This is a genomic window from Vibrio sp. 1978, assembly GCF_033344345.1.
Genome location: NZ_JAWPOP010000051.1, coordinates 1 through 6,368, shown reverse-complemented (window position 1 = coordinate 6,368; position 6,368 = coordinate 1). Strand labels below are relative to the sequence as shown.

Here is a 6,368-nt window from a genome sequence, read left to right as displayed (position 1 = left end):
TGTTTTACCGTGGTCAACGTGGCCGATAGTACCAACGTTAACGTGCGGTTTCGTACGTTCAAATTTTTCTTTAGACATGAGTGGTCCCTCTAGGTACGGATTTAGGTGGCCCAAATTGACCACGCAACCAAAAAAGATAATTGGTAAATCTAATATCAAAAGGAAATAAACTTGAGAGCTGGTGCTGATAGGCAGACTCGAACTGCCGACCTCATCCTTACCAAGGATGCGCTCTACCACCTGAGCTATATCAGCACTCAAATTAGAGTGGAGCGGGCAGCGGGAATCGAACCCGCATCATCAGCTTGGAAGGCTGAGGTAATAGCCATTATACGATGCCCGCAACACGTAACTCTGAGAGCTATTTCCTAAAGAATATGGTGGAGGGGGACGGATTCGAACCATCGAAGGCAGTGCCGGCAGATTTACAGTCTGCTCCCTTTGGCCACTCGGGAACCCCTCCAAATTTTCAAGCCATTCAGACTACTAAAGGAAAGAATGGTGCCGACTACCGGAATCGAACTGGTGACCTACTGATTACAAGTCAGTTGCTCTACCTACTGAGCTAAGTCGGCATAAGTGGTGCGCATTCTATTGAATGATTTTCTAGGTTGCAATAGTAATTTGAAAAAAAATCATAAATTTCGATTTTTTAGATTCGTTTGCTGCAAATTCGTACAAACTTAGCTTTTTTAAAGCAAACTTCGACCTTTGTCGTTTGCTTTGAAGTTCGCTTGATGTATGTTCTTGCTTCTATTAAACCAAGGATAAAAGAGACCCATGAGTCCATTTTTGTCATTTGACCGTGCAAATTGGGCCGAGTTAAGAAACTCTGTACCGATGACACTTTCTGAAGACGACTTGACTGCGCTTCAGGGCATTAATGAAAACCTAACCATGGAGGAAGCGGTAGAGATCTACCTTCCTTTGTCTCGTCTTTTGAATCTGTATGTCCAAGCTCGTCAAAGCCGCAATTCCGTATTACAACAATTCTTAAATACAGAGGAACATGCTCCCCCTTTCGTAATTGGTATCGCTGGCAGTGTTGCTGTAGGCAAAAGTACGACTGCTCGTATTCTAACGGCATTGCTTTCTCGTTGGGAGAATCATCCCAAAGTCTCCTTGGTTACAACAGATGGCTTCCTATATCCGAAAAAAGTACTAGAAGAACGCGGTATCATGCATCGTAAAGGCTTCCCTGAATCCTATGATATCAAGCGTTTAGTCGAGTTCATGTCTGACGTAAAGGCAGGAAAGCCCGATCTTGAAGTACCCATCTACTCTCACATCACGTATGACATTACTGATGAACTAAGAAAAGTGGATAGACCGGATGTTCTTATTATTGAAGGTTTAAACGTTCTGCAAAGTGGAATGGACTATCCACATGACCCGCATCGTGTCTTCGTCTCTGACTTTTTAGATTTTTCAATTTATGTCGACGCAGAAACAGAGACCATTGAACATTGGTATGTAGAACGCTTTTTAAAGTTTCGCCAAGGGGCCTTTACGAAACCTGGATCTTATTTTAGCCACTACACACAACTCTCTGTCGATGACGCAAAGAAAAAAGCGAAGCAAATTTGGCATGATATTAATGGGCTCAATTTAGAATTGAATATTCTTCCAACTCGTGAGAGAGCCCACTTGATTCTACACAAAGGCGTTAACCACTTGGTTGATAAAGTCTCGTTGCGAAAGTAATCGAAGATTAGTCACTTTTACGCAACGAGATTTCACCACCAATATAAGTCTCTAGTCCTTGGGAGGTTTCAATTAATATTCCACCTTGATGATCGATGCCTCGAACGACGCCATATACCTCTCTAGGACCAATAAGCAGTTTGACCTGACGATTAAGGAAATTGTCTAACCGATTCCAACGTTCGATAAAGCCAGTAAGTCCTTTCATTTCATATTCGACAAGTGCGGAATTCCAATGCTTGATAAGTGTCATTGCTAGAACATTTCTATCGATCTTGAGACTCTGATTTACTTGGTTCAACGTGGTCCATGGCTGGTCAATCTCAGGCTGGTCGTCAGGCATTCCAATATTCAGGCCCATCCCAATCACTAGATGAGCAGCCCCACCGGCCTGACCCGACATTTCAACCAAGATTCCGGCCAGTTTTTTATCTTGATAATACAAGTCATTCGGCCACTTGAGTTTAACACCTTGCATGCCTACTTCTTCCAGAGCTTCCACTGCGGCAATCCCAATCACCAAGCTCAAGCCCATTGCCGCAGCCATTCCCGCATCCAGTCGCCAATACATAGAGAGATATAAGTTAGAGCCAAACGGTGAGACCCATTGTCTACCGCGGCGACCACGCCCTTGTGCTTGATATTCAGCAATACAAACACGGCCCTTTTCCGAATCCACGACTCTGTCGAGCAAATACTGGTTCGTTGAGTCAATCACAGGGACAAGTTCAACAAGTGACTCCGAGCTAGTGGTCAGGAGTGTCTCGTCTAACAACTGCAATGGTGAAGCTAATTGGTAACCACGCCCTTGCACTCGATAAATATCAATACCCCATTCACTAAGACCTTTAATGTGCTTAGCGATTGCCGCTCTGGAAACATTAAGATCGTCGCCCAACGCTTCTCCTGAATGAAACTCTCCATCACTTAATAACCTTAAAATATGAAGTTTCGTAGAGTGATCTTTTCTCATCTAGATGCCTCGATCTGAGTCAAATTCGTCTCCCCGGTACGATTGAGAAAGCGTACTTCATGCTCAAGTATGATTTGGTATTTATCCCATACCGTCTGCTTCACTAAAGAAGCAAGCGCGACAATGTCATCAGCACTACAATTATCCATGTTGGTCAAAACCAAAGCTTGCATAGGGTTGACCTGCGCACCGTGTACAGACTTCCCTTTTAATCCACACTGATCGATAAGCCAACCAGCAGCAATTTTCATTCCTCCAGAAGCTGGGTAGGCCACTACGTTAGGGTATTTTTTTGTGAGTCGATCATAGTGATCTTGCGTGATCACTGGGTTTTTAAAGAAACTACCTGCGTTACCTATCTTGGTTGGATCTGGCAGTTTTGCCTTTCGCACTTGGCATACTCGTTCGAAGATAGAAGCAGGGCTGAGTTGTTCTTCTGGGATACTTTGTAAAGGACCGTACTGGTTAATCGGCTGCCATTGCTTCGCCAACTTAAGCCCTAATGCGGTGATAAAGCACTTTCCGTGCAACGCATGTTTAAATATGGAATCCCTATAGGCAAACTCACAGTCTTGGGCGTGCATTCTTTTGTTTTCAAACGTAGTTAGATCAAGAACATCTACATAATCACAGATGTCTTTTAGCTCTAGGCCATACGCACCAATGTTCTGAATAGGAGCCGAGCCAGCACAACCTGGAATCAAAGCTAAGTTCTCGATCCCACCGATCCCCTGATTCACACACCAGGAAACCAATTCAGGCCAATCTTCACCACCGGCAATATGTAATAGGTAGTGCTCATCCGTTTCCGTGACTTCTTTACCCATGATTCGATTAACAATCACTAATCCCTCAAAATGTTCTGTAAAAAGAACATTACTTCCTTTACCTAAAAAAAGTTTCGGTAAATGGGTGAATCTTGGGTTTTGAAATAGCTCAATAACATCTTCAAGCGACTCAACGATAGCTAAATAGGAACACGATTGTTCAATTCCAAAAGTATGGTAAGCCTTTAGGCTCGCATTTGTTTTAATTTGCATAGTAGGTTTGCAACACCAGATAAGATTCTCTTAAACTGTCGACATTCTACATTAGTTATCTTTTAACCGCAGTGACAATACCAGACTCATTAATCATAGAAGTGTTAAATCCCATCAAGCTCCCCCTCATTAAGAAACTATACAAAGCGTATTACCCTGCGGGTCGAGCCAAAAAAGATGAATTGATCATTACAGCAAGCCATAAAGGTGAAATCATTGCGTTACTACGTTTAAAAAGTGTAGATAAAGTTCGTCTATTGACAGGAATGTTGGTCATTCCGAAAGTTAGGGGAACAGGGATTGGAAAAAAACTACTAACTCATTGTAAAAACAATGTTTTCACTGATGGCGATTATTGCTTCGCGTTTACACATCTCGAATCCTATTATTCCAAGCATGGATTCACAACAATTGATTGCTCTGAGCTACCACACCCGCTAAAAATGGCATTTCAACGTTATGTAGATAGCGGTAAAGATCTCATTCCAATGCAATTCATCTCTTCAACGACATCAAAACGCGTGCTTTTGTAGCCAGGTAAATCATATCTTTGATAAAATGGCAGGTTCGCAATATTGCACTAAACTAAGGTACTCATACCGATATGATAGTAAGTAGGAATCCATTCGAACAGTTGCCAAGTCTCGCTGTCAATCCGGAAGACTTTGATGTTCTGTATTCAGCAGAATCATTCAGAACCCGTCTTTTAGATGCTATCAGCAAAGCAACGTCGCGAATTTACCTAGTCGCTCTATATCTGGAAGATGATGAAGCTGGACGTGAAATTCTCACTGCGCTTTATGAAGCGAAACAGCGCAATCCTGGGTTGGACATCAATATCTGTGTCGACTGGCATCGAGCGCAGCGTGGCCTGATTGGTGCGGAGACATCTGAGGGTAATTCAGCGCTTTACAAAGCATATGCCAGCAAATACCAACACCCAATCCCTGTCTATGGCATACCAGTGCGTGGCAGAGAAGTTTTTGGGGTACTGCATTTAAAAGGCTTCATTGTCGATGATACTGTTATCTACAGTGGGGCGAGCTTAAATAACGTTTATCTCCATTATCATGAACGTTATCGATTTGATCGTTACCATGTGATTCGACATGAATCTTTAGCGAATTCAATGGTGCAATTCATTCAGGAAGAAATGATTGCTCACCCTGCCGTTAATGATCTTGCAGGAAAAGATAAGCCAGAAACCAAAGAAATTAAGTCGGCGATTCGCCAACTGAGGGCTTCTCTTGCTCAAGCCAATTATAAGTTTGAAGACCAAGCTGCAACAGAAGAAAGCGTAAAAGTCACTCCGTTAGTTGGGCTAGGCAAACGCCGTAATCTACTCAATCAACAGATTGTAAAGTTATTGGCAGCAGCCCAAGACGAAATTTTCATTTGTACGCCTTACTTTAACTTCCCTAAAGCACTTCATCGTGAAGTGAAACGAGCCATGAAGCGTGGTGTGAAAGTAACTATTGTTGTGGGTGATAAAACCGCCAACGACTTTTACATTGCACCTGAGGAAGACTTTAAAACCATTGGCGGACTTCCATATCTTTACGAAGTGAATTTACGTCGCTTTGCGAAAACCAATGAAGCGAATATCGCCGCACGTAAATTGTCAATTCACCTATGGAAGCATGACAATAACAGCTTCCACCTTAAGGGTATTTGGGTTGATAAACGCTATATGCTACTTACTGGGAATAACTTAAATCCACGTGCTTGGTCACTCGACCTAGAAAATGGACTACTCATACAAGACAATTATGCGAAGCTCACTGAGAAGTTTGAAGACGAAGTTTCGCGTATTCTTGAGCATACTCACCTTATCTGTACTTATAAGCAATTAGAGAAAGTAGAAGACTATCCTATAGGGGTACAGCGACTGGTCAGAAAAATTACCCGCCTAAAGGCAGATGGTGTTTTAAAGCGTATTCTTTAGACATCATTTCTCGCTCTAAAGTACGTCGAGATTTTTATACTAAGCCAACCGCTTTAGCAGTTGGCTTTTTCATATAATCCATTTGGAATACTTAACTATTTTCTAGTACCGCTAGTGAGCACATAACCACTTAGATCTAGAGCGACTCTCTTAATGGGTTTGAGCTTTGACGTTTGTGAGTTATTCCGCATAGCTTACAGCCTCGAGCTAAGCTCCCCCTCTCTGTTCTGGCGCTTCTTACCCCTTGGCGATATATTTTTTCTGAGACTCATCAAATGTTCAGCGTCGAAAATCATCACCTCGCTAATGAAGAGCTCCTTCAATCTTTCACCTTCCAATTCTTTTCAAGTCGTTTGATTTTTGAGCCAGGAGAGATTGGGGGTATATATGACACTTTTCTGGATTATGCGCACAGTTCGTTTTTTCTTTCTCATCAAGATTCAAGCCGTTGAACGCCTTTGAATACCATAGATTACTTAGGTTTGTTTGTAGGTCATATTGTCTTTCCACAGCATCAACGGCCTATATTAATTAAAGCCTAGTGTGTAATCACGCAGAGTTCGCTTAGTAGGGATTATGGGGAGTAGTCTAATTAGGTGTAAACACACTTCAGGGAAACGCCGCAGTAGAAACGAAAAAAGCCTCAGTCTTTCGACTGAGGCTTAATATAAGTGGCGGAGTGGACGGGACTCGAACCCGCGACCCC

Annotated in this window: 5 protein-coding genes and 4 tRNA genes; 3 read left to right on the top strand and 6 right to left on the bottom strand. The window is 42.6% G+C overall.

The genetic code is table 11. From position 1 onward, the window contains the following. Positions 1-179: 179 nt before the first annotated feature. The 4 genes from R8N49_RS24015 to R8N49_RS24000 all read right to left on the bottom strand — a co-directional run bounded on the left by R8N49_RS24015 (position 180) and on the right by R8N49_RS24000 (position 575). A tRNA-Thr gene (locus tag R8N49_RS24015) sits at positions 180-255 on the bottom strand. Positions 256-268: 13 nt separating this feature from the next. Continuing rightward, positions 269-343 (bottom strand) — tRNA-Gly (locus R8N49_RS24010). 35 nt (positions 344-378) lie between these two features. Continuing rightward, positions 379-463: transfer RNA gene (locus R8N49_RS24005), tRNA-Tyr, on the bottom strand. Between the two features lie 36 nt (positions 464-499). Further along, a tRNA-Thr gene (locus tag R8N49_RS24000) sits at positions 500-575 on the bottom strand. Between the two features lie 205 nt (positions 576-780). Between R8N49_RS24000 and coaA the strand changes: the two genes are divergently transcribed. Then, on the top strand, positions 781-1,704 hold the full coding sequence (gene coaA / locus R8N49_RS23995) for a type I pantothenate kinase (RefSeq protein WP_005388683.1): 924 nt from the start codon (positions 781-783) through the stop codon (positions 1,702-1,704). A 7-nt stretch (positions 1,705-1,711) separates the two neighbouring features. Here the strand turns inward: coaA and birA are convergent, their stop codons facing one another. Then, the gene (birA, locus tag R8N49_RS23990; RefSeq protein ID WP_033907505.1) at positions 1,712-2,677 is read right to left on the bottom strand and encodes a bifunctional biotin--[acetyl-CoA-carboxylase] ligase/biotin operon repressor BirA; all 966 of its coding nucleotides are present in this window, start codon (positions 2,675-2,677) and stop codon (positions 1,712-1,714) included. After that, positions 2,674-3,717 carry a UDP-N-acetylmuramate dehydrogenase gene (gene murB / locus R8N49_RS23985; RefSeq protein WP_033907506.1) on the bottom strand — a complete coding sequence of 348 codons (1,044 nt, stop codon included), beginning with the start codon at positions 3,715-3,717 and terminating at the stop codon, positions 2,674-2,676. The genes birA and murB overlap by 4 nt, the downstream gene beginning before the upstream one ends. Positions 3,718-3,818: 101 nt before the next feature. Here murB and R8N49_RS23980 point away from each other — a divergent pair, with 101 nt between their 5' ends. Then, positions 3,819-4,250 carry a GNAT family N-acetyltransferase gene (locus R8N49_RS23980; protein ID WP_017821963.1) on the top strand — a complete coding sequence of 144 codons (432 nt, stop codon included), beginning with the start codon at positions 3,819-3,821 and terminating at the stop codon, positions 4,248-4,250. A gap of 71 nt (positions 4,251-4,321) precedes the next feature. Further along, on the top strand, positions 4,322-5,662 hold the full coding sequence (gene pssA, locus R8N49_RS23975) for a CDP-diacylglycerol--serine O-phosphatidyltransferase (RefSeq protein ID WP_033907507.1): 1,341 nt from the start codon (positions 4,322-4,324) through the stop codon (positions 5,660-5,662). The last annotated feature ends 706 nt before the right edge of the window (positions 5,663-6,368 follow it).